This window comes from Paraburkholderia tropica, from assembly GCF_014171495.1.
In the GTDB taxonomy this organism is placed as follows: domain Bacteria; phylum Pseudomonadota; class Gammaproteobacteria; order Burkholderiales; family Burkholderiaceae; genus Paraburkholderia; species Paraburkholderia tropica.
In genome coordinates, this window is the sequence record NZ_CP049137.1 from 176,159 (window position 1) to 201,669 (window position 25,511).

The window sequence follows — 25,511 nt, forward strand, 5'->3', positions numbered from 1 at the left end:
CTAGATTTTTGAGTCCGGTGCGACGTTGCCTGCTACTCATACTGGCTCAGGATTGCGCAGCCCATTCTCGAACCTGAGCGCCGCGCGCCGCCGCGTTCCCCCGGCCTCGCTACCGGATTTCCTCTACGTCAGGGTTGGCTGCAAGGAAGGAATTCCATTCGTCGTCCTCGACCAGCACGCGGTACGGATCCGGAGAAATGATCCGCAGCCGCACCGTGGTCTTGTGGTGATGCCACAGCGCATAGACACGCCCCGGCTGGTTCCGGTGAAAAGACTCCCAGCTCAGGCCATGAACGACCTGTCCGTAGCGGTTGAACAGCGCAAGCGCTACCTCCTGATAAGACTCGTAGCCCGCAAATTTCCGCTGACCGCCGGCAAGTCCCAGCGCGGCACGGTTGCGGGGACCATCGATCGGTACAAAAACAGCGGGCGCATCGAAGGCATAGCGCACGACGCGATATTTTTCGGCTCGCTCCCTCAGCCACGTGTACCGGTCAGCCGCGTCCGCCGCAAGGATGTGACACTCGATCGCGACTGTCGCCAGCGTGTTGCCGGTATAAAGAACCGCAAACGCATCCTTGTGGCCAGCCGGCGGGTCGACTCGCAGGTTCCGGTACTTTTCTTCTGGCGGGTCCCAATCCCCACCCGGATGCGCGAACAGGCGGACCAGGGGTTCACTGTTCGCATCCAGCAGCTCAAGTTCCAGGTCCCGGCCTCGGAATCCGCCCGGCGACGCAGCACTCATGACGCAAGCACCGCCGCATAGGCCTGGGCTGCGTGAGAGACTGCTTCCGTTCGATCGCTCGGGGATCCCGACAGGAGCCGTCGAGCATCGTCGTCGACATCCCTCCCCGAACCTATCTTGCCGAACATCGCTTCGATGGGTGTCAGGCCACCCAGGAGATCGTTGGGCGACGTAAAAAATGCGTACGCCTCGGCGCCTCCCGGTTCGTCAAGCGCCTTCAGAACCTGCCGCAACGGCTCACCTGTAATACCCGCCCACGCCTGGAAAGCCGGATACTCCCGCCCCCGCTTGCGCCCCGGGCGAAGGATCGAAAAAAGCTCTCCCGCCCGTTCGCGCTGACGCACCGTCTCGTCTCCAATCCCGCCGAGGGCCTGCCCCATGGCAGCGGCCGAAAGCAATTGCCCCGGATCCTCCTGCAGCACCGCTGGATCCGCTTGCGGCGTCTGGCCGCGCACACACTCAATTACGCGCTCGACTTCAATCTGACGCTGCAGAAGACGCGTTTCAACCATCATTTCGACCCAGGACTGCAGCAACTCGAGCACCGACTCGTTAAGACCTGCTCCGCGCAGCGCCTTGACGTGAGCGGTGTTCACGCGTTTCAAGGCTTCGTCGATCACATTGTTTCTGCGCAAATGCGCCGCCACCCGCTCAACAGTCGACGCGGGAACAGCAGGCAATCCGGACACCACGGTGCTGGTCAAGGCTACATGAAGCTGGTCCTGCACAGAGGCGGAACCACTGCGACCCGGCTTCAGCCGGGAAAGCATATTGGCGACGCCCTGTTCAATTGAGGCGAGCTGATCGTCGCGTTGGTGGCCCAACGCACCTGACTCACGTGAACCAAAGTTGATTGGCATGACGTCTCTCCCGCACAGTTTCCCTTACAGCGACCGATTCTACCTGTTTTTGCCTTAATTGGCTAACTTGCCTTAATTTCGCAATGGCATAAATAGTGTCGCATCAAGCGTTCGCCGACCGTCCTCGCGGACGGACTGATCCGTCACGGCCCGGTCGCACCGGGCCGACAGGCGCGGCACGATCCGACCCCATCGACATCTGGCCGGGATGCCGGCACAGTGCGACGGTGTACCAGACGCGCGTTCGCACACGACATTGGGCTGACTGGCTAACTGGCAGTGCCTCGAGGAGAATGCTCCGCCACCGCAGGCTGCGGGGTCTATCGCTGTTTGCAATCACGGCTCAGGGGTAACGGGCGGCGGCCTCAGGCGCTTGCCACAGTTCAGTATCGACGCAGCCGTCCGAGTGGCGGATATTTTGTCGCGAACTCCCGAAGCGAAAGCATCTCTACCTGGTGAGACGTATAGTCCGCAGTGAAAAAGATCGGAAAATCTCCGGGAGGCTGCCGGACGGTCTGGCTCAGCAACACCACATCGAATATGGATCCGTAGAGGCGCGTGATGAGAGCGATCGAACCACCAACGGAGACCAATGCAAACACGTGCAGGTTCTCCGGTACGGCCACAAACATCGGAGCAAAAGTGTTCGCCCTCTCTAGCGGAGTGATTCCCATCTGGGGATCGTTATGCATGATCGAATTCTTGACCGATGTGAAATCGGTTCGCGTAACGTACTCTGCCCCGAGAGAAAACGCTAAAAGATTGATTCCTATTTTCGCGAGCACGCGTGGTTGGGTAAATATATCAACTCGCATGGAGCCGACATGCACCAGCGGTTGATGCACATCGCTAGAAACTGCTTCTGACGTTTTAATCTGATGTGCTGCCTTCCGAAACAGGGTTAGTGCCTGCTCCTTGCTAAAGCCCGCAGGCAAACGCATCCCGATTTGGCCCGCAGATCGACCAAAGATTCTTGGCCCGAGAGCTGATCGACCTTGACTCTCTGGATCCATGGCGCTGTGCCATATGTAGATGTTGGGCGGCCTTTCTGCATTTTCAGTTGACGAAAATTCGTAATTCCCGTTGCGAAGATCGAAAGTCGTCACTATCAAGCGGTCGCTCGAATGGGTTCCTTTCGCCACTACCGCGACCGTGTCTATGAGACGTCCGCGCAGAGCCTCGAGAAAGGCGACGAGCTGATCGTGATCGGTTGCGTGAGTGCTGCAGTTCAGCCCACCGGTGAGATGGATCTGAGGCAGAACGATGGGGCGTCCAGTTGCGCCCAATTCTATTTCGACTACCTGTCCATCTGCGGTTATGATCGATTTCTGCTCCGCCTGGATGCTGGGTGGATTTCGCTTCGAACCTCTACGCCGACCAGAGGACTGTGAGAACATTCTCGCGACGGCGACGGGAGAAGACCTGAGAAACGCAGCCTCCAGCGGCGAGAAGACCTTGGTGTTGCAGGTGGCACAAACTAGTTCTTTCAGCATGAATCGACGATCGTCGCCGCCCAGCCCTGCAGGGATAGCGTGCTCGTCGGTGAAAGGCCCCGTTCCCCGACAATAGATACAAGTGTTCATATATTGAATACACCACACGATCTGGTCTTCAGACACCTGTCAGAATCCCGGTCTATCGCGCAACGCCTGAAGCGTTCAGTTGCCTAAACCGGAATCACGCAAGCGATTCGTCCGCTGAGTATTCCGCGGCAAGCTTCGCATGTGGGCCGTCGTCTTCGACCACATCGGCCGAGGTGAGCTTGTGCAACATTACATGACCGGCATGTCCGGCAGACTGCCGCATCAGGCCAACAAGACGAGACTGCCCGCAGGCTAGAGCGTCGAGCAATCTTGCTGAGGCAATGCCGGTAGCCAAACGTCGAAGCATTGGGGCAAATGTCATCTTTCCAGGCGCACTCTCAGGCGGCGCGCTCGCTCCTGAAACGCACCTTCTCCGCCTTCCAGGATATCGCACACCAATTTCCGGATCTCTGCGTTTTCAAGCCCACCGGATTTGTAGGTAATTGGCGGAAGCGCTCCTGGCGGATGGGGTCCCGACTCCGCAATAATGATCTGATCTGCATCCGTGTTGATCACGAGGTTAGCGTTGTGCGTCACCATGATGACCTGGCGATACGCCTTCGCTTCGACGAAGAGATGAACCAGCTCCTCAAAAACCGATTTCGGATCGAGATTTTCTTCGGGCTGGTCAATCACCAGCGGGCGGTTGTCGCTGTCGTCGAGCGCCAGATAAAGAAGGAGCAGCACGATGCCGCGGGTGCCAGGAGACAACTTGCGGATATCGACGCCGTCATAGTCGATTCCGTAGCGCACCGCGATATGATCCGTGCCGAACAGCCACTGCGCGAAGCGTCTGGACCAGGCACGAAACTCTGCCTGCTCGCTTTGCGCCACCGGTGAATGCTCAAGGAGATCCTTCTGATACAGATGGCGGAACTCGGCCATCGCAGCGCGCACCGCTGCGGAATCACCGGACTCCCACGCGCCCTTAAGCACGTCATTCGCCTTCTGAAGTAACGTACCTTTCCCACGAAACGCACCGGCCATCCGGAGATCGATGAGGTTGTCCTCCGCCTCAGCCGCCCACTCATCCACGTTCGCCACCCGTGCGACGGAAAACGACAGCTTCTTCAGCGTACCGGACGCAGCGGCCAGCCGGGCCATCAGCGGCGCGTATAACTCTCCCAACACCGTCTGTTCGGCGATCAGTGCGTCGAACGCCCGGCCATAGGCCTGCTCGCGCTCCTTCTGGAGTTCGCGCGCACGATCCTTCGCACCCTGAGCGTCCCTGATCTTGTTGTTGAGCGCCTGCAAGGCCGCCGTCTCCTTCGTGATGCGACCGGATAGCGCCGTATATTTCCGCTGTGTCTCCTTGTCGGCGCTGACCAGTTTCTCCAGACGCGCCATTTCCGCCTCGAGCATCGCGAGCGGCAGCTTGCTGAGATCGGCGTCATCCGGGAAGAAGGGCTTGTTGGGATCGCCCGGTGCCGGGGCGACGCCCTTGACTAATGCGATCTCGCCATCGACCCATTTCACGTAACCGGCAAGATTGTCGTCCACCGGACCTTTGTAATCGAGCAGGAACGAGGCCCACTGCTCGTCCGACATGCCACTGTGAGGATGCCGCACCTGAGCCTGGCGCAAAGCGTCGGGGGCCTGGTTGACGCGGAGATCCTTCACCTCGTCCTGCATGGCGAGGAATGTCTGCCGCTGGCTGGAAAGGTTACGTAGTTTTGATCGCAGCTCGTTTGCGGCTGTTCCGAGTTCCGTGTGGCGCTGGGCGCGCCGTTCGCTGCCCGCCGAGACAAGCTTCGCCCGGTCTGCCGTATAGGCGTCAACCAGCTTTTTCTTCTGTGCGGCCTGGCTCTCGAAGCCGGAGAGGAGCTTCTCCTTTTCCAGCTCATTATTGATCAGATCGGAAAGCTGAGATACAGCCTCGGCCTCGCGTTCACGCGCAAGGCGATGCCGTGATGCGCGCTGTTCGAGTAGCTCCTCGAAATCCAATGCCCCATCGCGCGACTCGTCGGGGTGCGCGTTGAAAATGACCCGCTCGATTTCCCGCAGGAGCCCGTCGGTCAATCCGTTTGACGAGCACAGCTCTTCCACGAATTGCTGGGAGAGATAGCGCACCCGCTCGTAAACAGCGGGGCCATCTGCATCGGTCCCATCGAGCCTGCGGACACTTGCCTCACCCGCCGCCCAACTGACCTTCACCTTCCCGTTTCCGACCAGTTCGCGAGCGCGGACGAGAAAAGAAGGATTCGCCCATTCATTCGCATGCCACGCTTCGCTGGAAATCGAATCGCAGCCGGCCGCAATCATGTCCGCGAGCGCGGTCTTGCCGGACCCGCGCGCGCCGATGATGGCCACCAGTCCTGGATTGAGCGGAATGACCGGCGTGTTGACCCAAGGCGCGTCCTGTATTTCGATCTGAGCGATGACCTGCGATGGCGTCGCGGTGGCAGGCGGCTCCGAGCCGACATAGGCGCGTCCGCCGGGATCGATGCATGCCTGCCGGAGCGAGTCAAACTCCAGTCCGCCCTTGACCCAGGAAAAGCGATCGCCGAATGGGGTGGCGACGTCTTCGAGCTTGTGCGCGTCACTTCCGTGCAGGCACGGTTTAAGGCCCCCATACAGCGCGTGGATTTCTGCGGGTCCGAGGCCACGCTGGCCGAGCCAGAATTCTCGCTGTGACGCGCTGCTGGCGAAGATCACATGAGCGAAACGCTCGATCTCGCGCCGGATCGTCTGATCGGCCGCCTCACGAACGCCGGATGTGCCGTCGTTTGCTCCGCCCGCAACAGCAATCAGGATGTTCTTCTTTGCCCATCCGCTTTCGCTGAAGACCTCACGCAACTGCTGGAAATTCACCTTGAACTGGTTAGCTCCGTAGGCGAGCGCTGCCCGATCATCAGTGATATTCGGATCGGCCTTCTTCCCAAGGCGGATCAGCTCCGATCGCGTACAGTCGAAGCGATCCTGCATCACATTGAACTGAAGGCGGGACAGCAGCCGCTGAAGTTCCTCCAGATGCTTCGGGTCGTCGGGACTCACAAACAGGTGAAGATTGACGAAGCCCCCCTTGGCAGTGGCAACGTCGAGTCGAAGCTCGACATTCGGGAAGACGAGCTTCACCCCTGGCAAGCGGCCTGCAACCTTGTGCCGGCACACTGCCTCATACGTATCGGTAACGTAATAGTCAGTGACTGCAATCGCCTCGATAGCGGGCGTCGCATTTTCCAGGGCAGTGAGATAGTCCTCCCATGCTGTCGGTCCGTTGAACTGATTGTTCATGACGGTACCGGGCGCGTGAATATGTGGCTCCCACCTGCGCCATTCTGACCCCCGACTCATCATTGTCACCAAGCCCCTATTTCCGAAAAAATTTTGGCAATCTCGCTACGTGTTCGCCCGCACAGCACTGCAGGGAGGATACAGCTTCAAAGCTTCCGCCGTTCCTCCCCGGACGCATTGGAATAACGCCCACGCGTCGACAAACCGCCATGGTCTGCTCCATGCCTTGGTTCGCCAGCAACATGAACGAACGCTATGCCGTTTACCTGTCAATCTTCGGCCCCTGTAACCTGGCGCCGGAATTTCGGCTCAAGCATCAATTTGTGCGTCACATAGGTGACGGCCCTGGACGGATTGCGAGGGTCCTTAGCCGTCTTTTCCACCCTGTCCTGCGCCCGCCAGATGCCGAACATGACGATGGCGGCGCCCACTGGAAAGCTCAAAAGCCAGTTCGCGTCCTCATGGGCAATGCTGACTTCGAACGTCTCGACACGGTCTGGAGCAGCGGTTTTCCGGTAGAGCGCGTCACAGTTCAGAAAAGCATTCTTGAACTTCTCTCCCGGTGACGGGACGTAGTGCGAGCGCACGGTCGCCGCCAGCGCGATCGGAAAAGCGTTCGTCCCGCCCTGCCTCACCAGTTCCCACGCTTCGTCGTACCGCTCACGCTCGAAAAAGAAGTCCTTCCATGCGATGCGTCGCGTACCGAAACGCAGAATCAGTTCCGACGCGAGGAACGTATCCGATTCGCATAACGCGCGAAGGGCGACGAGGTCGGCCGTCGTTCGCACGTAACCCGAGAGCTTCTTCTCTGACTGGACAACATCGATGGTGGCATTCCCGCCCGGCGTCCCCGCACCCGTGCCGGGACGGACCGGCGTCGTGCCGGAAAGCCCCTTGCCGCGCAGGCCATTGTGAAGCACGAGCAGTCGCAGTTCGCGTTTGCCGGTATCGAGTGCCTTCACGAAATCCGGATCGGACTGCGCGACGATCGCCGTCAACCGTCCCGGCGCGTCATAGCGGCATCCGGCGACATGCTCGGAATCACTGGTCAGGCCGATGTAGGCGGGCACATCGATTGGCTCGATCCGGTTGGAGCGGTTCTGCTGGTAACGATGCACGAAACGCACCGCACATCCGCATGGCGGATGATCGCAGACAAGATCCGGTATCTCCCGCTGCCCGTCATGAAGCGTCTGCAACGCCTCAACAGTCCACGCCTTTCCCCGTCGGTCCAGTGCGGACCGCATCCTGATTCCTTTTCCCATCGTTCTGAATCTTTTACTGTCAGGAATAGGCATGTTATCCCATCAAGACGCCGGTGTGCGCGCAACAGCAACGTTGAAATAACGACCTGTGGCGAAGGTACCCGCGCCGTACCGCGAGACAAACACGGGAACTGGGCGTTGACCACTGCCTCGTCTCAGACCTGCGGCCTGGTCCGCTGGCAATGGATCGTAACTGGCGCATGCGCTGGCCACGCCACCCGTGTCAACGTCGGGCGCCCCTCGCCGCTCACGCGTCGTGACCGGGCTTTCGCGCTGCGCGTCGAGCCCCGTTCCGCGTCTCGCCCCTGACGGGCATCAATCCCTGGCGCAGCAGATAGCCCCGTCGCCTTCGAGGAAGATGCCGCATCCGCGGCACCGCTGCCCGGTCCACCCGGGACGCGGCATGCATCCGGCTCCCTGGTTACCGCCCTTGACCCGCGACCGTAGCCGATCGCGGGCGGGCATCAAGGGGCGAGGGACCGTGTTGCCCGCACCCCTCCCTCGCCTTTTTCCTTGACGCCCGCCCGCGATCGGCTCCTTCAGTCGCACGGGCGGAAACCCGGGAGCCTGGCGGCAGCAAGGCCAACCCCGAGTTCCACCGGAAGGTGTCCAGCCGCAACGGCACGGCGCATTCCTCCGCCCGGTTTCAGACCTCAACCTTGACTGTGGAGACTGCCATGCAACTCGCATCCTCTTTCCGTTACGGCTCCCCGATGCTGCGCGCCGATTCCCCGCTCTCGGACGACCAGATCCGCCGCGTCGCGCCATCGATTTTCGCGGACGGCAAGCACGAAAGCCGCTCCGAGCGATACACCTACATCCCCACCATCGACGTGCTGCGTGGCCTGCGTAACGAGGGCTTCCAGCCCTTCATGGTGTGCCAGACCCGCGTGCGCGCTCAGGACAAGCGCGAATTCACCAAGCATCTGATCCGCATGCGCCCTGCGAGCGAGATTACCGGCGAGGACGTCAACGAAATCATCCTCCTCAACTCGCACGATGGAAGCAGCGGGTTCCAGTTACTCGGTGGCGTCTATCGCTTCGTCTGCCAGAACGGCATGGTTGCGGGCGAAACCGTGGGCGAGGTCCGCGTCCCTCACAGGGGCAACATCGTGCAGAACGTCGTCAACGGCGCGTTCGACGTGCTCGACGGCTTTGACCTGATCCGCGAACAGAAGGACGGCATGCGCGCCGTGACACTCATCCGTGACGAACAGCACGCGTTCGCCCGCTCGGCCCTCGCCCTGCGCTACGACCCGACCGACAAGGAAGCGCCGCCCCGATCACAGAAAGCCAACTGCTCAACGTGCGCCGCTTCGAGGACCGCCGCGACGATCTCTGGACGGTTTTTAACCGCATTCAAGAATCTTTAACAAAAGGCGGACTGCACGGGCGCTCGCGCAGCGGACGCTCCATGTCCACCCGCCCCGTCACCGGCATCGACCAGAACGTGAAACTGAACCGCGCGCTGTGGATGCTCGCGGACGCGATGCGTCAGATGAAGGCGTAAGCACGGCACGGGCAGCGGCCCATCGCTGCCCGACTCCGGTCCATACCATCAGGACTCCTATTCGGGTCATTCCTGATGGCAAGCCGCAGCACCGTGACCCGGAACCTTCCTTTCCCTATCTGGAGCAAATCATGCAAGCCGAAGTCAACACGCAAATGAACGACACCGCAAACGCCGCCAAAGCCGACACCGTCACAGACTCGACGGCCAATGCTGCGCCGCTGCTCGAAACCAGTTTCGGCAACGAGCAGCCGGTCGTATCCGTACCGTATTCCGCCCTGCGGCGCTCGCCGCTCAATGCCCGTACAAAACCGCTGTCGGGCATTGACTCGCTCGCCACGAACATCAGGGCAAAAGGGCTGTTGCAGAACTTGATTGTTCACGAAGTGAAGGGCTCGCGCGGCAAACATCGCAAGTTTGGCGTTTGTGCCGGTCAGCGTCGACAGGCCGCACTCGACCTGCTGTTCGAGCAGAAACACATCGCCTCCGATTATCCGGTGCCGGTGCGCATCGTCAGCGAGGGCGAAGCCCTTGCCATTTCGCTGATCGAGAACAGCGAACGCGAAGGACTTGATCCGTTCGACGTGCTGCGCGCCTACCGGATGCTCGCTGAGGAGGGTCGCAGCATCGATTACATCGCCGCGCTTTTCTCGGCCGCACCGATCACGATCAAACGACGCATGAAGCTCGCCAACGCCTCCCCAAAGCTGCTTGCCCTGCTGCGCGAGGACGCCATCACGCTCGACCAGCTTTCGGCGCTCGCGCTCACCGATAATCACGAAACGCAGGAGCACATCTGGTTCGAAGCAAACGAGTGGCAACGTCAGCCCAACTATCTGCGGCAGGCGATCACGCGCACCGAGATTGATGCGAACCGTAGCCGTCTGGTGCGCTTCGTGGGGCTGGACGCCTATGAAGCAGCGGGAGGTTACGTGAGACGTGATCTCTTCAGCGACGACGAGAACGCGGGCTACATTGCCGACGCGGAACTGCTGCAACGCCTCGCCGCCGAGAAGCTCGACGCCGCCGCCGAAGAAGTCCGGGCCGAAGGGTGGGGCTGGACCGAACAGCGTATCGAGCGCGACGTGTTCGAACTGAACCGCTACGGCAGACTGCAACCTGTGCAGCGCCCCTTCACCGACGACGAACAGCGGGAAATGGACGCGCTCACCGCGCAGCAGGATGAACTGGCCGAAAAGTTCGAAGCATTGTCTGAGGGCGATGAAAACGCGTACGAGGAAGGCGAACAGCTCGAAACCGAAATCGACAGGGTGAACGCGGCCATTATCGCGCTCGAAAGCCGCGCGGAAACATGGGACGCGCAGCAGATGGCCGAAGCGGGCGCATTCGTGATCGTAAGCCCGCAGGGCGAACTGGTCATCGAACGCGGTCTGGTGCGCCGCGAGAACGGCGCGGCACTGGATACGGTCGGCGCAACGGTAACCGGCACGCCGGAAGCTGAACGCGCATCCGGCAAGACACATGAACCCGAGGCGAAGGAAAAGCCGGTCCACGGCGCGAAGCTCTGCCAGCGCCTCACTGCGCATCGCACCGCCGCTGTTCACGCAGAGCTGATCGCGCAGCCGACCGTCGCCCTTGCCGCCATCCTGCAACGCCTGATCCCGGAAGTCTTTCCGGAGGGATATGGGACGCGTTTCGCACCACATTCGCTGAAACTGTCCTGCACGAGCAACCGCGATAGTCTGCTCGGCGCGGCAGACGATCTGCCCACGAGCACTGCGTGGAGTCTCATCGAGGCACAGCGCGAGCGGTGGGGACGCGAACTCCCTGCGCGGCGCACGGACCTGCTGCCATGGTTAATCGAACAGGACGCCCGCACGACCCTGCTCGACCTGCTTGCCTTCTGCACCGGCGCGCTGCTTGACGGCGTCGCGGGTGACGAAAAACCTCACGCCATCAACGCGCTCGCGAGTGCACTGAACCTTGACATGACGCGGTACTGGACGCCCACGCGCGCCTCGTATTTCGATCACGTCAGCAAGGCGCGCATCGCGGAGGTCGTCGCCAGCGCCGTGTCGCCGAAGGTGGCCGCCGACCTCGGCAAGATGAAGAAGGCCGACGCGGCAGCCGCCGCTGAACTGCGGCTTGTGAAAGCCGCATGGGTCCCGGAAATCCTCACCGATCGCGAAATCCCGGCCACGCCTTCGTGGGAAAGCCACGACGACGAGGATGAGGACGACAACGACGATGCCGATACCGGGGACGGAGGGAACGAAGCGCCGGAAGGTGAAGACGGCCACACGGAACCGCATGCCGGGACCGGCACGGAACACATCAACACCACACCTGCCGACGCAGAAGCCGCTCCCGTCGCCAGCGGCCCGCTGACGCCGTGGCCCTTCCCCACTGCGGATGGCATGAACGGCACGCAATCTGGCCCGCGCGCGACCTGACCCTACCCCTCGCCCCGGCAACGGGGCGAGGCAGGCGACAGGTCCGTACCCGCTGCCTGCTTATCCGACGGAGAAAACCATCATGACCAACCGCATCCGCATGACCGTGCTCGCCACCAATGCAGCGGGCTCGTCCGACCTCTATCTGACGTTCGTCGAGGTGACTGACCTCCAATACAACGAGAGGCAGCACTACGACTTGGCGCTCGCCCGCGCAGAAGATGAAGGCTACCGGGCACCGATGATTGCCTTCGATCAGAACGACGCGGCAGCAGGCATGCTCCGCCACGCCACCGCGTTCATGGAAGGCGAGACCGATGGAGTGTAGGCTGTGCGGGCTGACGGCGAACCGTCTGCCCGCACAGAATGGCTGCTCGCCCAGCAACCTGCCAGCCCGCCCACGCCCGCCGCCAGCATCATCACAACCAGCCCGCCGATTGCCAGCCCGTAACACAACCTCACGAACCGCCGTGCGGCAACCCGCTCATACGACGCCACTGAAGCATGGAACCGTTGTCGCTGCTCGCGCGCCGCGATAGCCATCGCACCCACGAGCCGGTTGCCTGCGGCATGAGCAATCCGGTTCGCGGCCCGTTCCGACAACAACGTCAAAGCCTCGCTGTTCAATTCCGCGAGCGCGGCCCGATAGCGCGTTTCGTGCTCGCTGATCATCTGCTCGGCCAGTTCAATCGTCGCCTTGCAGCGCGCGAGCGCGTCGCGATGCTGCGCCATCAGCACATCCGCCGCCGTGCCCGTCTCGGCACGTACCGCATCGAGACTGCCTGCGCTCGCCTGCCGGATGCGTTCCGGCATCGCCTCATAGAGCCGCCCATAGTATTCAAGCATGACCAGCACAGACCACAGCGCATCGTTATCGCGCAGGTTCAGCGCCCCCGACACCCGCCGCATCCGCAACATACTGGCGTCGTTGGGTAATTCGCCCGTGACGTCGAGAAACAGGCGGGCAAGTTCATCCGGCGGCCTGCCCCGCCTGTTACCCATCGACCGACACCCTGTCAAACATCGTTCCGCACAGCGCGCGCCATCGCAGCAACTCCGCCCGTTCGCCGATATGCATCGTCTCGACAGCCTTGCGTATCGACAGACGCTGACCACGCAGTTCGTCGGCAACCCGATCCGCGAGTTCGGGAAAATCAAGCGACTTGCCCTTCTTCTCAATGGTTTTGCGAAGCTCCGAGGTCTGATACAGCGTGAACTTGTCCGGCGTGCCGAAGTACCCGTTGCGTACAACGTGTGATAGCGCATCGGGGAAGGTCCGGCTGAAACCATGCAGCAGTTCGAGACTGTCGCGCTGCCGGTTAATCACCCACAGGACGACTAGTCGGCGCTGAAGCTCGCCCAACGTACCGGCCAGCATCGCACCAAATCGCGCAACACCTGCCTGATTACGCGCCGCCGTATTGACGATTACTGCCGCGTCCCGGTGTCCGTCGCAGAAATTGACGAGGCCAATCCAGCCGTCTGCATCATCCAGACTATAGGCAACGCAATGCATCTCGTCCTGAACCGCCTTCATGACGTCCGGATTTGAGGTGTCGGTTTCAACCAGCGCGGCATGGATATCCTGACACTGGAGATAATCGGCCAGCGCAAGCGATACAAAGCTCTTGCCCACACCGCCCTTGCTGCCGCCAACCAGATAAATGGGGGAAATCGTCGTGTCCATTTGAGCCCTCTACAAGTTTTCAACATCGGGCGTGATCTCGAACGAGAACGCGTCCCGAATCACCATTGATCCCTGCTGACTGACTGCCCTTCTCCCATCCTGCGTTTTCCCGGCAGGCTTGTTGCCGGCATCTGATGAATGTTTTTGACTACCCTTCTTCGCGCGTGTTGCCGTTGTCGCTCTCGGCACTGCGGCCGCTTCCGCCTGCACAGGTCGACTCTCTTTCGCCGCGCGCTGCATCGCGTATCTCAACGTGCTTGCGCTGATTTCGACGCCATCCTGCGCAAGCTGCTGCACGATTTCCTCCAGCGTGTACCCCTTCTTCTGGGCGCTGCTGATCTGGGCCTGCATAGACCTGATTGCATCCCGGACATTGACGCGATGCTCATGCGCAGGCTTTGCTTGCAGCGTATCGAGACGGCGCGAGGCGGCATCCCATTGCGCCTGGGTAAAGCTCTTCACCATCGGCATGACTCGCTCCGGTGTACGGCCTGAATGCCATCTTGCAAACGGTTGCCGGTGATCGTCAATACCCTAAATCCAGGCTGAATCGGGACACGGGAACACAATGGAATGCAGAGGAACTGGCCGGAACAGTAAATTTTTTTCGCGATTGTGTGGGGACAAACACAAAGGATTCGCACGAGAAATGGCACGACCACACGGGCTACCTGTGGAGCCATCAACGATTTCGTTTCGGCAGTGGTTCCGATGGTAGAAACATTGCGCGCTGAGGGAAACCTCAGTCCTGCATGTTGCGCCGGGCAATCGCGGGATTCGATTCGATCGCCCTGCCGAACAGCGTTTTTCCTGCTCTGCTCGGCAATACCTCGCACCCTCAAGCTGCGGAAGCAACAGGCGACTAGTGTCGAAAGCCAACACCCCGTTTGAATTTTTCTGCGCGACGCACGTAATCCCGCTTTCTACATATTGCGCCAGCACTCATGGCTTCACGTTTTCAATTGATTGGCCGATTTGCGCGCGCAGAGAGATCTACCCGCAAGGTGTTGCCCATATCCCCCAACGAGCGGTTCATTTTTCTGCGTCGATGGATCGTCTTTCTTGCGCCGGGCAATCGCTTTTTTGCGCAGCAGCAGGCTACCCTGCACATGGGATTTTGCGGACGACAAACTGAACAACACAAAAACAAGGAACGGCAGGATAGGCTTGCGCCGGTTTTGGGCGCCGTTCGCCACATGTTCTATTTCGCCCCGTCCCGGCTCGAAGGCATCAGCCAACAGTTATGCAACTGCGGCAACGAGAGCACCCGGAACTGAATCATTCGTTACAGGCAGAGCCTGAGTTGCCGTCTCTTCGCCGAGGCGATAGTAGGCGTTGATAAAGTCCCTTGTAGGAAACTGATTGGTGGTCGGCTCGTGAGGGAAATGCCGATCGATCGACGACCGGAGCCGAAGTGGAAGTGAATGCCAGCTCTCCACACCCAGTTTGATGTATGTGAGCTTGCCCAACTGAGGCTTGTCGTTATAGCGAACGGTCCCCGTCAGAATCACCTTCTGGATATCATTCCTCGTCTCGCGTGGAAAGAGATCGGGAATGTCGATCACGGCGCAGAAGTCGTCCCGGCATCGCTCGATCGCGTAAGCCAGATCTGCAAATTCATAGTTCGGATCGTGCCCCGCATCCACCACTACGATGTCCATGCATTCCCGGGCAATCAGCTCATATATCCCGAGATTCTCGAAATGGCCGCCGTCGCTGAGGCGCATCCATTTTGTCCTGTTGTTATGTACGCCAAGTGCCGCCATGAAATTCAGAAAAAAGGTCGGCCTCCACGTGCGGCGCTCGGGATCGAAGCCCGGATTGATCACCCACACCCCAAGTCCTATGTTGAACACGGTCAGGAGGGAGTTCCATAAGGGGCTTTGCCTGACAGGATGGATGTCAAATGCGGCCCCTGACGTCGCCGCAAGCCGCCAGGTCCACTGATGCTCCCATCTCTTTTTCCTGTTTCCGACATGCCATTCTTTCGTCGGAAAATACCCACCGGAGTTGGTTCCACAATAGCGATGACTGACACAGAAATTTTCCCCACCACGTCGCTGCTTCTTTTCGTCATCGCGTGCAACAGGCGACTGTGAAAAGCAGTTAATCAGATGAATAGGAGCCTCACGACAGCCACCAGTAAAATGCACCGGCTGATCCATGCCACGCCCAAATTTGCGTAGCAAGCCTTCATAATAGATCCGCACCGTCAAGCAGAACCAGTTCGGATTGGCCAGCATCGCTGCAACCACAGTCAGCAAGGAGAGCCAGTAGATGAAGTTCAACTCCACAGCGACAGCGTGGCGCGTCAAACCGCGCATGACCACCTCCATGAGCAATCCGCCAGACAGGATGGCAGTAAAGGCCAATGCGTAGCGCGCACCACGATGGAACCTCGTGATGGCAGGTAGGCGAGGACGTATGCTTAATGCCACGCCAACGATGACCCAGATCAAGACCGCCACTACACATGTCGCTATGTATGGCACTCCTGTCAGATCGATCGGCTGTCGCTGCCCCGATTGCGGATGCCCGGCCCAATATGCAACCTGAATGGCGAAGAATATCGCGGCAAGAAAGAACCAGGGCTGACCAACGGGCGCGGGTCGCTTTCCAAACCGCGACAACGCTAGCTGACATACGCCGATCATCAGTAGAAGCGCCCCTCCGATTCCCGACACATACCGATCAAAAGCACGGAGCGTTGGAAAACTGTCCATGACCAATGGGCCGGACTGGCCAACCAGAAGCAGAAGCGGAGCCAAGGACAACACCATGGACACAAGCCATAGTGCAATCGTTGCCAGCACGGTCAGCAACGAAAATCGGATATATCCCTCGTCGTCGCGATTCAGTTCTGCAAGTACCGTTTCCGCCATGGTCACATCATCGGCCTTCTCCTCTCCACCGGTCTGGATGCCTAACACAGCGGACGCTGCGTAACCCCCACCGGAAACGCTGGAAATATAGTCAATGCGCTCCCACTGCCCTGATCGCTCCATCCAGTTGATCACTCCGAGCGCGAAACATGCAGATCGAACACCGCCTCCTGAGAGCGCGAGCCCGATAGCCGACTGCTTGCGAACCCCAACCGATTGCCGGCGGCGCGAAAGGTACGTTTCTTCGCAATCGCGGACCTTACTTAAATCGATACCGGTTCTTATCAACGACGGCTTGCCCTCTGACTTATCCAATATTTGCCTCGCAGGAAATCAAACGTTAAACAAGAAAGATCCTGTCTGCATATCGGACAATCTGAAATTTTCTTTACCCCAAGTACACTGCCCAACAGATAAATCCGAAATCTGAACAAATATCCTGTCTGTGACAAATTATTGCTCCTCCGCCATACTCAGTCGGCAGACCCGGCGTCGGATCTCATCCTCAGTCAGAGCAGGTTGTCGCCGATTACGTCAAGGATTGGCTTGGCGCCCATTGAGTCGGGATGACGTCGCGCGCGGCGTGATGCTGCCCGCCGTCGAGCAACGATTCGAGACCGCGCCTGCGCCGCCATGCAAGATGACATACAACACGCAAAGTCCCGATGGACTTCACGATCATGTGACGGACAGCAATCGTTGCGCGCCATCTCGCTCGCGCACGGGATATGGCGTCTACCGGGTTTCTCAGCAAAAGTGTGGGTAATTGAAAGTCTGCCCAACCGCGACAGGTCCGTCACGCGCCGGCGCAACAGCGGTCAGTCATAGCCGATCCGCTCAGATCGCGGAGTTCCAGGCGCCCCTTTTTACGGACTTACCATTTTCCCGTCATCTCACATAGCGTACGAGCCAGAGGCCGCGAATGCTGCCCCTTTGGCTCGATTGCGGGACTTACCCATATCTCACGATCCTCATCATCACCTACCCTGACCGCGTAGGCTGCTGCCACCACCGGTGGTGGCACCGATCCTGAACGCGGGAGAACGGATTGATGACGGGCAATATACACACCGTGCAGGTATGCACCGCCCCTTACGTTGCCGGAACAGGCGCACTTGAATCGCGGTTACACGCGGTGCAGGCCAAGTACCCGTTGCACTCCACTATCGTTGACAGGCAATCATGGACCTGGCGGAGGACAGGCCGGTCCGCCTGCCCGGTGTTGCTTTTGCCCGGGATACAGACGGGTGGCGATACGTTCTTCGAACTGGCCTCCCTGATCGGAGAAACTTTTGATCTCGTCATGGCCACACCGCCGCCCGTTGCCGAAGCCGATGAGATGGCGCGGTCGATCAAGAGCGTGCTCGGAGAACTCGGCATTCCCGCCACGAGTATCTGTGGATCTTCTCTCGGCGGATATTTTTGCACAGGCTTTCGCATTGGCCGAGCCAGGAATGGTACATCAACTGTTTCTTGCAAACACGCTCTTCGATGCGACGGTCATGCAAGGCAAGCTGCCGGACGTTCACGAGATCGAGACGGTCAACGCAAACCAGTTGATTGCTGGTCAGCGATCCATGACGACGGATGAAGGCGAGAAGGCACTGCAAACCTTTACCGAGCTTCAGCCGACAAACGAAGCATTGCTCAGGGCCACGCTGCTTGCGTTGGTGCGCGCAAGGCCGCTGCCAAAGGTCCCGCTCCCCGATAGCGCAGTGGTGGTCATTGACGACGATCACGATCCGTCAATGCCGGCACCGATGCGCTACGCCGTACGCGAGCGTCACGCCGGGAGTTTGCAGCTGTGTATTCAGGGTGGAGGTCACCAGCCAGCGATCCAGCGTCCACATACGGTTGCCACCCTCCTCCTTCACCGGCTGACGACAGCCTGACTCATTCTCGAATGTACTTGGGGACATTCCTTTTACGACCTTTACCGCGTAGACGGAGATTGTGATGACGCTTCCCATCAGATGGGTATCCCGCGACGAAATGCTTAACCAGTATGTTGCACGATTCAATGACCTGCACGGTTCCGACCAGGGCTTGCCCGACAGCAACATCGAAGGACATCGAAAGTTCATCTTGAACGTGTTTGGCTTCGAACCGCCGCAGGGAAATGAGGCAGTCAATCCGGTCGGCGACGATACGCCTGCTCTCATCAGTCCGCAAGCCGGGTTCAGCGTCGGCTGGCTCAAGGCTGAAAAGGGCAACGGTCCGGTCCTGCACAACCACGACACCAACGAGACGCTCATCCCGATTGGCGGCCGCTGGCGATTTATCTGGGAAGCCAGTCCGGCGCACGATGAGACCGTGGAACTGGATCCCTACGACACGATTTCCTTTCCGCCGGGTGTGCCACGGCGATTTGAATGCCTGGTGCCCATCCCGGGCGAATCGCACGGCTAGCTGCTGGCAATAGTCGCTGGGGATGCACCGGTTTCCGAGGCAATGCCGGGTGTGAAGGACCTGCTCATGCGCGTCAATAAGGGCGAGCTGAAAACCATCGACAAAGACGGCAACGTTCTGCTCAGCCCCCCAGGCGGCGGCTTCGCGGGTTAAATGGCAACGGATCATCGCCTGCGCGCGAACCAATGCGCGCCCCCTGATATTTTTCATGGAGCCAATTGATGCAACATGAACATCTCGATCTGTTTCTCGATGCGATGCATCGGGGCGATGCCTCTTCGCTGGCGCCTCATGTCGCCGAGAGTATCGTCATCTGGAGCCCGCTCGTCGCCGAGCCGTTCAGGGGCAAAAGCCAGGTCCTGGCTGTGCTGGGCTACCTTCTGAAATTACGGAGACATTCGACGTCAACGACGTTATGCACGGAAACACCCATATCGCCGAGTCGTTCCGGCTGACCTCCGGTGATATTCTGCTGGACGGCATGGATTAGCTGACGCTGGATGCTGACGGCCTGATCGACAGCCTGTCGGTGACGTGGCGGCCGCTTCCTGCAATCGTCGCCATGCAAAACAGGTTGGCGGCAGCGCTTGGCGCGCCGGCTTTGACACTGGTTGAAGCGGACAGCGCGTCGTGAACCAGGCTCTCAACAATCCGTCGTCGCGTGTGAGATGACGACGGATCTGGTCGAGACTGCGTCGAGAAGCATGGCGAGCAATGCGGCTCGACTGCGCACCCCGGCCTTTGCGTAGACCGCGCGAAGGTGATTCTCGATCGTTCGCATACTCACGTCGAGTTCGGCTCCCATGACTTTGGTAGACAACCCCTGCTTGACGAGCAACACGACTTCCAGTTCCCGTGGCGTCAAGGACGTCGTCCACCCTGACACACCAAGTATGCGAGCGGGATCGGGATTTACCAGTTGCACCCTGGCACCATCCAGGCCTGGAGAAGAGACCCGGAGCCCGCGGGTGCAGGCGTTCGGCTCGACATCACCTTCTTCGACACCCAAAGACAGAACCGAGTTGGCTGCCCCCGATGCTGGAGCTGGATATCGTGTGCAATGTGCCCGCCGATGGTCTCAATGACCGACTGAAGGCGTATCAATTGCTCTTCAAGCAGAAGGCCACGGAGTGTCGTGCGGATGATCGGTAAGAGGTCCTCCAGCATCACCTCATCACTTGCTTCGAAAGGCGCCTGATCGTCCTGGCGTTGAAAACATAGGAAAGCTACTGTTCTAACGCCCCCTACTTCGAATACGAACTGGATCCGCAGCATCGGGCCCAGGGCATGGGGTGAGATGAACCGGTCGAGGTATACCTGGATGTCTGCGTCATTTGGCACTCCGCTTGCCGTGATATGGCCACGACGGCACCGCGCGGTGAATGCGCCAAGACCTAAAAAGGGATCCAACCGATATCCCCAGCCCGAATAGGCTCTGGCGACAGGGTGGGCTTCACCAATGTTTTCGATCTGAACAGGCCCAGCCGTGATATTTGTGTCTGAGAAACGTGAAAATACCGAGCCCGTTGCCGACAATAACGTGGTGAGCGGCGCGAGCATGCAACTGCTGGTTTCGCTTGCGCGGGTGCACTGTGCAATGGTCCTGCAAAGTGACGATGGGCTGGAAGAAACAAGCATGTCCGACGACCTCGCTGCAAACTTTCGGGCGGTTTGACACAACTACGCACAATTCGCCACTGATCACGTAGTGCCATATATGTCGAGAAGAAAGCTTAGTGTCGCTAACAAAACTGCTTCGTGAATTCACGAACAGCGGTTGCATAGCGATGGCACAGTACAATGAGAACCTGTCACTACGACTGAGATAACTATGTCACTTTGTGTTACGTGCCTATGTGGCAAGATTTCCGTCAACCTGCACGGCAGTCCGGCGGCACGTGCGAACTGTCACTGTTCGTCATGCAGGAGCTTTTATGGGACGTCCATGTTTTCTGCAACAGCTTGGGCGGCTGATGCAGTCAGCATTGACGATGGCGCAGGCCGGACTTTCAAACATCCGGAAAAGCAGTTGACGAAAACATTTTGCGACGTCTGCGGCGAAGTGATGTTCGGTACCAATCGCCTGGGAATGCGTGTGGTTCCAAATGCATTGGTTGCCCGCGCTACCGATGTGAAGCTCGACGCGGCCTTGGCTCCAACAATGCACCTGTTCTATCGCCAGCGTGTGGTTAATGTTTCGGATGATTTGCCGAAGTATCTCGATGGCTGGGATGGTCCCACGTATGCGGGATAACAGGTCATCGGCAGTGGCGCTCAAGATGCCGGGAACCAATGATGGAGCAGGCCAGCATTAACAATGCTGTATGTGTCTCGATACTTCGCTCGAACCGGATACGCAGCTTGCCGAAGCCGGCTAGCCACGCATGCGTTCGCTCGACGACCCAGCGATGCCTCCCGAGTCGGTCGTTTCGTTCAATACTACGTCTGGCAATGCGGGCTGTGATTGCCCGCTCCTTCAATGCCTGCCAGCATCGCAGGTAGTCGTAGCCCTTGTCCGCGTGAACTTTCTCCGGACGCTGTCGCGGGCGCCCGCGTTTGCCGGCAACTGGTGGTATAGCATCAAGCACGGCTTCCAACTCCTTAGAGTGGTGTCGGTTGGCGCCCGTTACGACCACCGACAACGGAATACCCTGACGGTCTACCGCGATATGCCGTTTGCTCCCAAGCTTGCCACGGTCAGTCGGATTTGGCCCGGTCTGTTGGCACCCCGGGAGCTAGCCACGCTCGCACTGTCGATGCTGACGCGACTCCAGTCAATTGCGTCGTATCCACGCAATCGCGACAACATCTCCGTATGCAATCGAACCCATACGCCGTTGTCCTGCCATTCGCGTAAGCGGCGCCAGCAGGTCATTCCACGGCCGAATCCCATTTCTTGCGGCAAATATTCCCACGGGATGCCTGTGAGCAACACGAACAAGATGCCATTCAACGCCGCACTGTCATCAACGCGCGGCCGGCCGCCTTTGGGTGAGTGGCGCCGTTTTGGCAGCAACGGTTCGAGCGTCTCCCACAACGCTTCATCAATTCGTCTTCGTGTCATCCGCCTTCAAACGTATACCCCTCGACTTCGGATGACACGGTTTTGTTAGCGACTCTTACCAGCAAATTCCGGGCGATACCCGGAACTGCTGATTCCCCGGGTTGAACGCTAGGTCAATGCAGCAAGTACACAGGAACGCGACTTCAATCCATCTGGCAATGGTCGTTTTTAATTCTGCCATCTCAAGATCTGCATCGACGAAAATCCCGGAACATTGCATTCGTGACACGACCATCTATATTGAAGAGGAAGCCGATACGTATTCTCCGTGGCCAAACCTTTTCGATCGACGCCACAGCAACGAGATCGTGCTGAATGCCTGGGAGCATATTCCGTGGAACTTCTGAAACTGGCGATGATCATCGGTGCAGTTGTTGGTATTGCCAAGGGCATCCAGATGTTCAAGCGCCACTGTCGGCAGAGGTTCGGCTACCGTCTCTTCGCCGCACGGGGGTTCTGGCTTGCAGCCATCGGCATCAACTTCCTGTGGTGGGGATTCTACGTCTGGGGAACCGCGTACCTGCACCACACTCCGCAATCGGATGGCATCGTTCTCATCGGAATGGGACTGCTCGCAGTCGCGTGGCTGATTTTCGAGAACATCCGGGATACCGATCTTACTCATGGCCTGGCTGGGTCAGCGCTCCAGCTCGTGCTGTTTTTCCCGCTGGCGATCTACGGCGTCCCGATGCTCCTGATCACGGTGATCTTTCTGCTTTTTGCCACGTTCAAGGCCGGCCCTGCTGCCTGGTTCGCCGAGCCGTAAGCCTCAACCCTGTCGACAGACTGCGGCAAACAAGCCCACTGGATCATCAGCCGTGACCCAGCTATAGAGGATCTACTCCCCCCTCCGCGGCGCCGGATGATCGCTCACAGTCAGGACCGCGTGCCCCTTGATTCTGTTGCAGACGAACGAAAGCGTGCGGCCCGCTGGACGTTCGTGAGCGTCTCCGTCGTTGTGTCGTTCAAGCATTTGAATATCTTTCGACTACTCAAAATCCATGTGAACTCGCGGATGAACGCTTCGGAATAATTCTGCACAACGCGATACGGATTGACGCGGTCATCGTTGACATCATTCAGCACATCGACCTCCGGAGGCGCCCCGCGAGCAGAACAGCCCCGCTGCGCGCGAAGACCTCGACATGGCAAGTGCGATAGCCGAAGCCGACGAATCAGGATATCGGCGACGCCAGACATGGCTTGCCACGGATTCACTCGCCAGATATGGCCACGCAGGCCTCCCGGCGTCAACGATCTACGTCCGGCCCAACGTCGCGAGACCGATCTCCAGCTTCTGGTGTCTGCGGCCCCGGATGCTCACGCCGCACATCTGGCGCCTGCTCCGGTACAGGCCGGTCCCGCTGTACCGGCATCCCCCCAACAAAATAAGCCATCTCGACTGCCATCACACGATCCTCGCGCTCACGCGATCTTGCCATCGCGTAGGCCATCTCCCGCCAGGCGGCAAACACGCCGCCGTGCGCTACCCACGCCGCGTCGCGCTGTGTGTCGGTCGGCAGCGGTTTCCAGTAGCGTGGCATCTCACCGCGCGCGATCATGTGCACGACGGCGGGTTTCGGATAGCGCTTTGTCACGCCACGCGCACGGCGAGGCGTTGCATTGGCCTCGACGCCGTGCTCACGCAGGTGCTCCGCAAAACGTTCGCGCCAGCGCTGGAGATCCTTGTGCCGTGGATTCAGGCGACGTCCATCCGGGCCCCGCACCTGCACGCTCAGGTGTACATGCGGATGGGCCTCGTCATCGTGCGCCGCGAATACATACGCCCGTCCGTCGCCAAACTCCTGTGCCGCAAAGTCACGCGCGGCGTCACGCACAGCCCGCCGGTCCGTGCCCGGCGGCATCGACAGCAGGATATTGAACACTTCGCGGCGTGTGCTGCTCTCTGGAATGCCCCATCCGCCGAGCTGCCACGCCTGCGTCAGATCGCGCAAGGCGTCGACACCGGCGATGCGATCGCCGTTCTGGTCTTCCAGTTCGACCCTGCCGTTGCGCGAGATATAGCGCAGATGACGGCGCACGGCCCCCATACCCTGTGCGCTCGCGGCCTTGTTCGTGATCTTGACCATCACCTCCGGCGTGCGGCTGAGCGTGCGCGCGATGCGGGCACGCATGCGTGCGGCTTCGTCCCGAAGACCGGCACGCGAGAGCCGTGGAGCACGCGCATGGCGCAGCGGCTCCTGGAACAGCCGGTCGCCCCAGTTCACGAGCATCGCGTCGATGTAGATCTTCGGATAAGGCATGTCAGCGGCTCCATCGGTCAAGATTCGCGCGAATGACAGCGGAGGTTGCGCGCAGATGCGTGTCGATCCGCTTGCGCATGTCGGACCAATCCGGCATCCGCTCCCGCGCAGCGAGCTCGCCCCCGCCGGCGCGCACAAGCTGGCCGAGCAGGCGGTTGATGCCGGCAAGCTGCTGGCTCGACTCCCACAGCGCACGCATCTCGTGCTCGTCAAGCTGCGGTTCGCGTGTCAAATGCGCGCGAACCAGTGAGACGATCCAGCGGTTGCCGCTCAGGCCCGACGACGACGCCCGCTGTTCCACGGCCGAAAGCTCCGACACAGTCAGGCGAATCTCAATACGCGTTCGCAGCTCGCCAGCCACCGGTCTGGCGAGATCGCGAACGCCCATGACGGATTGCGCATCCCCATCATCGTCAATGGCAGCCATGATCAGCCGGCGTGCGCCTTCGCCCGCCGTGAGGCCGCGACGCGCGCACCAGTCGTCCCACAGCAATCTGGTTGCACCAAGTTCGACGCACAGACGCTCGCGCGCGGCCACGATTGACCTTAACGGCTCGGCGACATCGGCGACAGCCCGGCCGGTGCCCGTTCGATCTCGGGTGCCAGTGCGCGCGCCTGCGCCGGTCGCCTGCGTTGATCCCGGCCCGACGGCGCTTTCGGATCGAAGACTTTCGGCGTCGGGACAGGCGTGCCGTCCCTGGCGAACGCAACCAGCATGCGTTCGGCGCGCTGCTGCACGCGGGCAATCGAGCGCTCGCCGAAACCCTGTTCACGCATGGCCGTCGCCAGCACGGCCAGGTGCATGGTCTGGTCGTCTTCCGCTCGCCGTGTGCCATGATGAGGATGCGATGGCTCCGGAGCAGGCGCCGCCGGTGAGCCGGCACCGCGCGCATCGTCGGCCGGGGGATTACCGGCGCTCTGCGGCGCGGAAGCTTCAAGGTCAAGGTGACGTTGCACGGCATCGACCTGCCAGGTGTTCCGGTAAACGTCCCTGTCGTCCTCGCCGATCACCCTGCCTTCACCGTCGACGACCGGCACGCGCACGGTCACGAGGCGCTTGCCGAGGTTTTCGAGCACCACCTGCTGACCGATGCCGGCCCCCGACTCGCGCATGGCGCGTTCGAGATCCACGCCCCATACGGCCTGATCGACTCCCGCCTGGTCACGGAACACCACGTAATACGAGTCACTGCGCGCGGGATTGTGCAGGTACGGCGCGCTGCCGTGCTCACGCAGTTCACCGAGATAGCGCCTGGGCGCATCGGCTTCGTCGCTGGTGGTGTTCCGGCTTGCCCGGGAGGTACGCGGTTCCAGCACAGCATCATGCGCTGGCGCGGAAGATGTAGCCGCAGGTACTGAAGGCGTCGCCGAAAACGCAGATGGCCGGGCATCCGCGTGCCCCCGCTGACCGGCAGCAGTCGCCGCATCGGTCGTCGTCATGGTCTCCGACGTCGCCGCTGACGCAGCCGCCACCTCGATGCGATTGTCGAGCCGCGCCTGCCGGGCGTCAGATGGAGAAATTGAATAGAGGAGTCATATGACTCCCCGTGTCAACGGGGATCGGTTTTTCACTTTCTCCAAAGACATGTTGTTT

23 protein-coding genes and 1 pseudogene are annotated in these 25,511 nt (G+C 60.0%); 8 read left to right on the plus strand and 16 right to left on the minus strand.

Annotated features, from left to right (window positions below; all coding sequences use genetic code 11):
• Positions 1-109: 109 nt before the first annotated feature.
• From G5S35_RS31395 to G5S35_RS31415, 5 genes are all read right to left on the minus strand, one after another.
• Positions 110-745, minus strand: a complete 636-nt coding sequence (locus G5S35_RS31395; RefSeq protein WP_183040419.1) for an RES domain-containing protein — start codon at positions 743-745, stop codon at positions 110-112.
• Positions 742-1,605, minus strand: coding sequence for a hypothetical protein (locus G5S35_RS31400; RefSeq protein WP_183040420.1), 864 nt, complete (start codon positions 1,603-1,605; stop codon positions 742-744). Before G5S35_RS31400 ends, G5S35_RS31395 begins: the two co-directional genes overlap by 4 nt.
• A 383-nt stretch (positions 1,606-1,988) precedes the next feature.
• Entirely contained in the window at positions 1,989-3,224 is a 1,236-nt protein-coding gene (locus tag G5S35_RS31405; RefSeq protein ID WP_183040421.1) for a hypothetical protein, read from the minus strand.
• A 282-nt stretch (positions 3,225-3,506) separates the two neighbouring features.
• Complete coding sequence (locus tag G5S35_RS31410) at positions 3,507-6,485, minus strand: TrlF family AAA-like ATPase (protein WP_183040643.1); 2,979 nt, start codon at positions 6,483-6,485, stop codon at positions 3,507-3,509.
• A 206-nt stretch (positions 6,486-6,691) separates the two neighbouring features.
• Positions 6,692-7,669: an ATP synthase subunit J gene (locus G5S35_RS31415; protein ID WP_237181898.1), complete on the minus strand. Its 978-nt coding sequence runs from the start codon at positions 7,667-7,669 to the stop codon at positions 6,692-6,694.
• A 695-nt stretch (positions 7,670-8,364) separates the two neighbouring features.
• Here G5S35_RS31415 and G5S35_RS31420 point away from each other — a divergent pair.
• The 3 genes and pseudogenes from G5S35_RS31420 (at position 8,365) to G5S35_RS31430 (ending at position 11,939) form a co-directional block, all read left to right on the plus strand.
• A pseudogene (locus G5S35_RS31420) lies at positions 8,365-9,197 on the plus strand (DUF932 domain-containing protein).
• Positions 9,198-9,328: 131 nt separating this feature from the next.
• Positions 9,329-11,611 (plus strand): ParB/RepB/Spo0J family partition protein, encoded by a 2,283-nt coding sequence (locus tag G5S35_RS31425; RefSeq protein ID WP_183040423.1) that lies wholly within the window; start codon positions 9,329-9,331, stop codon positions 11,609-11,611.
• Positions 11,612-11,693: 82 nt separating this feature from the next.
• Positions 11,694-11,939, plus strand: a complete 246-nt coding sequence (locus G5S35_RS31430; protein WP_183040424.1) for a hypothetical protein — start codon at positions 11,694-11,696, stop codon at positions 11,937-11,939.
• Here the strand turns inward: G5S35_RS31430 and G5S35_RS31435 are convergent.
• From G5S35_RS31435 to G5S35_RS31455, 5 genes are all read right to left on the minus strand, one after another.
• Positions 11,867-12,613, minus strand: coding sequence for a hypothetical protein (locus G5S35_RS31435; RefSeq protein WP_183040425.1), 747 nt, complete (start codon positions 12,611-12,613; stop codon positions 11,867-11,869). The two genes, G5S35_RS31430 and G5S35_RS31435, sit on opposite strands and share 73 nt — an antisense overlap.
• On the minus strand, positions 12,606-13,298 hold the full coding sequence (locus G5S35_RS31440) for a nucleotide-binding protein (RefSeq protein ID WP_183040426.1): 693 nt from the start codon (positions 13,296-13,298) through the stop codon (positions 12,606-12,608). Before G5S35_RS31440 ends, G5S35_RS31435 begins: the two co-directional genes overlap by 8 nt.
• Before the next feature lie 9 nt (positions 13,299-13,307).
• A complete protein-coding gene (locus tag G5S35_RS31445; protein ID WP_183040427.1) occupies positions 13,308-13,769 on the minus strand; it encodes a hypothetical protein in 462 nt (153 codons plus the stop codon).
• Between the two features lie 479 nt (positions 13,770-14,248).
• On the minus strand, positions 14,249-14,536 hold the full coding sequence (locus G5S35_RS31450) for a hypothetical protein (protein ID WP_183040428.1): 288 nt from the start codon (positions 14,534-14,536) through the stop codon (positions 14,249-14,251).
• Between the two features lie 3 nt (positions 14,537-14,539).
• Complete coding sequence (locus G5S35_RS31455) at positions 14,540-16,495, minus strand: patatin-like phospholipase domain-containing protein (RefSeq protein WP_183040429.1); 1,956 nt, start codon at positions 16,493-16,495, stop codon at positions 14,540-14,542.
• Positions 16,496-17,577: 1,082 nt separating this feature from the next.
• Between G5S35_RS31455 and G5S35_RS31460 the strand changes: the two genes are divergently transcribed.
• The 3 genes from G5S35_RS31460 (at position 17,578) to G5S35_RS31470 (ending at position 19,044) form a co-directional block, all read left to right on the plus strand.
• A complete protein-coding gene (locus G5S35_RS31460; protein ID WP_183040430.1) occupies positions 17,578-18,072 on the plus strand; it encodes a hypothetical protein in 495 nt (164 codons plus the stop codon).
• 64 nt (positions 18,073-18,136) lie between these two features.
• Positions 18,137-18,589, plus strand: a complete 453-nt coding sequence (locus G5S35_RS31465; RefSeq protein WP_183040431.1) for a cupin domain-containing protein — start codon at positions 18,137-18,139, stop codon at positions 18,587-18,589.
• A 221-nt stretch (positions 18,590-18,810) separates the two neighbouring features.
• A complete protein-coding gene (locus G5S35_RS31470) occupies positions 18,811-19,044 on the plus strand; it encodes a nuclear transport factor 2-like protein (RefSeq protein ID WP_183040432.1) in 234 nt (77 codons plus the stop codon).
• Between the two features lie 188 nt (positions 19,045-19,232).
• Here G5S35_RS31470 and G5S35_RS31475 read toward each other — a convergent pair whose 3' ends face one another.
• Both G5S35_RS31475 and G5S35_RS31480 read right to left on the minus strand, forming a co-directional pair.
• Positions 19,233-19,514, minus strand: a complete 282-nt coding sequence (locus tag G5S35_RS31475; RefSeq protein WP_338048743.1) for a response regulator transcription factor — start codon at positions 19,512-19,514, stop codon at positions 19,233-19,235.
• Positions 19,502-20,149, minus strand: coding sequence for a hypothetical protein (locus G5S35_RS31480; protein WP_183040434.1), 648 nt, complete (start codon positions 20,147-20,149; stop codon positions 19,502-19,504). Before G5S35_RS31480 ends, G5S35_RS31475 begins: the two co-directional genes overlap by 13 nt.
• A 265-nt stretch (positions 20,150-20,414) precedes the next feature.
• On the opposite strand from G5S35_RS31480, the gene G5S35_RS31485 reads away from it, so the two are divergent.
• Positions 20,415-20,843 (plus strand): GFA family protein, encoded by a 429-nt coding sequence (locus G5S35_RS31485; protein WP_183040644.1) that lies wholly within the window; start codon positions 20,415-20,417, stop codon positions 20,841-20,843.
• Between the two features lie 4 nt (positions 20,844-20,847).
• On the opposite strand, the gene G5S35_RS31490 is transcribed toward G5S35_RS31485, so the two are convergent.
• Positions 20,848-21,653 (minus strand): IS5 family transposase gene (locus G5S35_RS31490; protein WP_420874558.1). Its coding sequence is split into 2 segments (ribosomal slippage): positions 20,848-21,314 and positions 21,314-21,653, totalling 807 coding nucleotides; the frame shifts between segments, so codons are not numbered across the junction.
• A 334-nt stretch (positions 21,654-21,987) separates the two neighbouring features.
• On the opposite strand from G5S35_RS31490, the gene G5S35_RS31495 reads away from it, so the two are divergent.
• Complete coding sequence (locus G5S35_RS31495) at positions 21,988-22,419, plus strand: hypothetical protein (RefSeq protein WP_183040436.1); 432 nt, start codon at positions 21,988-21,990, stop codon at positions 22,417-22,419.
• 484 nt (positions 22,420-22,903) lie between these two features.
• Here G5S35_RS31495 and G5S35_RS31500 read toward each other — a convergent pair whose 3' ends face one another.
• From G5S35_RS31500 to G5S35_RS31510, 3 genes are read right to left on the minus strand one after another with little or no spacing between them, the layout of a single operon-like run.
• Positions 22,904-23,917, minus strand: a complete 1,014-nt coding sequence (locus tag G5S35_RS31500; RefSeq protein ID WP_183040437.1) for a relaxase/mobilization nuclease domain-containing protein — start codon at positions 23,915-23,917, stop codon at positions 22,904-22,906.
• 1 nt (position 23,918) lies between these two features.
• A complete protein-coding gene (locus G5S35_RS31505) occupies positions 23,919-24,455 on the minus strand; it encodes a plasmid stabilization protein (RefSeq protein WP_183040438.1) in 537 nt (178 codons plus the stop codon).
• An 8-nt stretch (positions 24,456-24,463) separates the two neighbouring features.
• Positions 24,464-25,357, minus strand: a complete 894-nt coding sequence (locus tag G5S35_RS31510; RefSeq protein ID WP_183040439.1) for a hypothetical protein — start codon at positions 25,355-25,357, stop codon at positions 24,464-24,466.
• Positions 25,358-25,511 lie beyond the last annotated feature (154 nt).

What these genes read in the sequence shown, in the direction of transcription:
- G5S35_RS31470 (WP_183040432.1), top strand. Translation starts at nt 18,811, where the DNA reads ATGCAACATGAACATCTCGATCTGTTTCTCGATGCGATGCATCGGGGC.
- G5S35_RS31465 (WP_183040431.1), top strand. Translation starts at nt 18,137, where the DNA reads ATGACGCTTCCCATCAGATGGGTATCCCGCGACGAAATGCTTAACCAG.
- G5S35_RS31440 (WP_183040426.1), bottom strand. Translation starts at nt 13,298, where the DNA reads ATGGACACGACGATTTCCCCCATTTATCTGGTTGGCGGCAGCAAGGGC.
- G5S35_RS31500 (WP_183040437.1), bottom strand. Translation starts at nt 23,917, where the DNA reads ATGCCTTATCCGAAGATCTACATCGACGCGATGCTCGTGAACTGGGGC.
- G5S35_RS31510 (WP_183040439.1), bottom strand. Translation starts at nt 25,357, where the DNA reads ATGACGACGACCGATGCGGCGACTGCTGCCGGTCAGCGGGGGCACGCG.
- G5S35_RS31445 (WP_183040427.1), bottom strand. Translation starts at nt 13,769, where the DNA reads ATGCCGATGGTGAAGAGCTTTACCCAGGCGCAATGGGATGCCGCCTCG.
- G5S35_RS31400 (WP_183040420.1), bottom strand. Translation starts at nt 1,605, where the DNA reads ATGCCAATCAACTTTGGTTCACGTGAGTCAGGTGCGTTGGGCCACCAA.
- G5S35_RS31425 (WP_183040423.1), top strand. Translation starts at nt 9,329, where the DNA reads ATGCAAGCCGAAGTCAACACGCAAATGAACGACACCGCAAACGCCGCC.
- G5S35_RS31430 (WP_183040424.1), top strand. Translation starts at nt 11,694, where the DNA reads ATGACCAACCGCATCCGCATGACCGTGCTCGCCACCAATGCAGCGGGC.
- G5S35_RS31415 (WP_237181898.1), bottom strand. Translation starts at nt 7,669, where the DNA reads ATGCGGTCCGCACTGGACCGACGGGGAAAGGCGTGGACTGTTGAGGCG.
- G5S35_RS31410 (WP_183040643.1), bottom strand. Translation starts at nt 6,485, where the DNA reads ATGATGAGTCGGGGGTCAGAATGGCGCAGGTGGGAGCCACATATTCAC.
- G5S35_RS31395 (WP_183040419.1), bottom strand. Translation starts at nt 745, where the DNA reads ATGAGTGCTGCGTCGCCGGGCGGATTCCGAGGCCGGGACCTGGAACTT.
- G5S35_RS31480 (WP_183040434.1), bottom strand. Translation starts at nt 20,149, where the DNA reads ATGCTCGCGCCGCTCACCACGTTATTGTCGGCAACGGGCTCGGTATTT.
- G5S35_RS31435 (WP_183040425.1), bottom strand. Translation starts at nt 12,613, where the DNA reads ATGGGTAACAGGCGGGGCAGGCCGCCGGATGAACTTGCCCGCCTGTTT.